Genomic DNA, 1,860 nt, shown 5'->3' with positions numbered 1-1,860 from the left:
CGCCCGCCCCCGCCGCCCCGCCCGCCGACGCCGACACGTCCGGTGCGGGCCGGTCCGACCGCACGGAGGCCGACACCTGATGGACACCGTCGTCCTGCTCACCATGACCGGCCTCGGCCTCGGTGCGCTGTACTTCCTCGTGGCCTCCGGGCTGTCGCTGATCTTCGGCCTGATGGACGTGCTGAACTTCGCGCACGGCGCGCTGCTGTCCGTCGGCGCGTACGCCACCTGGTGGGCCGCCTCCGGCAACCTGCCCGGCGCGGGCTCCGGGGGCCTCGGCTTCGTGGCGGCCGTGGCGTTCGGTGTGGTCGTCGGCACCCTCGCGGCGATCGTGCTGGAACTCGTCGTCGTACGGCCGCTCTACACCCGCCCTCGTGAGCAGGTGCTCGCCACGGTCGGTGTCTCGCTGGCCGTGCCCGCCCTGCTGTCGGGCATCTGGGGCAGCGACCCGCTGACCTTCCCCGGTCCCGAGGCGCTGAAGAGGACCGTCGGCCTGTTCGGTGCGAGCATCCCCGTCAACCGGCTGCTGCTGATCGCCGCCGCCGTGCTGGTCTGGGCGGGTCTGAAACTGTTCCTGGACCGCACCCGGCACGGTCTGGTGGTCCGCGCGGGCGTGGAGGACCGGGCCATGGTCACCGCGCTGGGCATCGACGTCCGCAAGGCCTTCACCCTCGTCTTCGCCATCGGCGGTGCCGCCGCCGCGCTCGGCGGCGCACTGGGCGGGCTGTACTTCGGTTCCGTCGACCCCCGCCAGGGCACCTCCCTGCTGATCTTCGCGTTCGTGGTCGTCGTGACCGGCGGCATGGGCTCGGTGACCGGCGCGGCCGTCGCGGCCGTCGTCATCGGCCTCCTCCAGCAGTTCGCCAACTACTACACCGCCGCCGGTCTCGGCGACCTCGCCGTCGTCGTACTGCTCGCCACCCTGCTGCTGGTGCGCCCGCGCGGCCTCACCGGGAGGCTCGCATGAGCACCGCCACCGGCACCGCCGCCCCCACCGCCCGCACCGGCCTGCTGCGTGGTTGGCCCGTGGGGCTGTTCGTCCTGCTGTTCCTGCTGCCGTACTGCGCCCTGGAGGTCCCGGGCCTGCTGGACGGTCCCGTCGGCAGCCCGGGGAGCCTGCAACTCCTGGCGCTGTGCCTTCTGTTCGGGGCCCTCGCGACCGGGTACGACCTGCTGCTCGGCCGCACCGGCCTGCTGTCCTTCGGTCATGCGCTGTACTTCGCGGCGGGCAGTTACGCCACCAACACCATGATGCAGCAGGCGGGTCTGCCGTTCGGTCTGTCCGCGGTGCTGGGGCTGGTCTTCGGCGTGGTGCTCGCCGTGCTGCTCGGCTCGGTCAGCCTGCGGGTCACCGGCATCGGCTTCTCGATGGTGACGCTGGCGTTCGCCCAGGCCGGCTCGATCGTGGTGGCCCGCGACCCGGGAGGCTTCACCGGTGGAGAGGAGGGCCGGGCGGTCGACGCCGGTTCCCTCCCCGCCTCCCTGGTCGGCATCCAGAACACCGCCAACCTGTACTGGATCGCCCTCGCCTTCCTCGGTCTGACGCTCGTCGTCGTGCACTGGACCACCCACTCGCCGACCGGCAGGGTCTGGGAGGGCGTCAAGGAGAACGAGCGCCGCGTCGAGGTACTGGGCCTGCGCCCGTACGGGTTCAAGCTGGTCGCCTTCACCGTGGCGGGCGGCCTGGCCGCGCTGGGCGGAATCGTGCACCTGCTGCTGACCGGCGGCTCGACCCCGCACACCACCAGCTCCGAATTCACCCTGTCCCTGCTGGTCATGGTCGTCCTCGGCGGTTCGGGCACCCGCTGGGGGCCGATGCTCGGCGGTGTCCTCTACACCTGGGCCGACCACCGCCTCGGC

2 protein-coding genes are annotated in these 1,860 nt (G+C 72.4%); both read left to right on the top strand.

The annotated features are described in order from the left end of the window. Positions 1-79: 79 nt before the first annotated feature. On the top strand, positions 80-967 hold the full coding sequence (locus IH13_RS0133645) for a branched-chain amino acid ABC transporter permease (protein ID WP_031090522.1): 888 nt from the start codon (positions 80-82) through the stop codon (positions 965-967). Further along, on the top strand, positions 964-1,860 hold an 897-nt coding region (locus tag IH13_RS0133640), incomplete at its 3' end, for a branched-chain amino acid ABC transporter permease (RefSeq protein WP_031090521.1). The genes IH13_RS0133645 and IH13_RS0133640, both read left to right, overlap by 4 nt.

The sequence above is a fragment of the Streptomyces sp. NRRL WC-3549 genome (genome assembly GCF_000721935.1).
Classification (GTDB): domain Bacteria; phylum Actinomycetota; class Actinomycetes; order Streptomycetales; family Streptomycetaceae; genus Streptomyces.
Note: the sequence above shows the minus strand (reverse complement) of the source record. Positions and strands in the feature narration are given on the sequence as shown.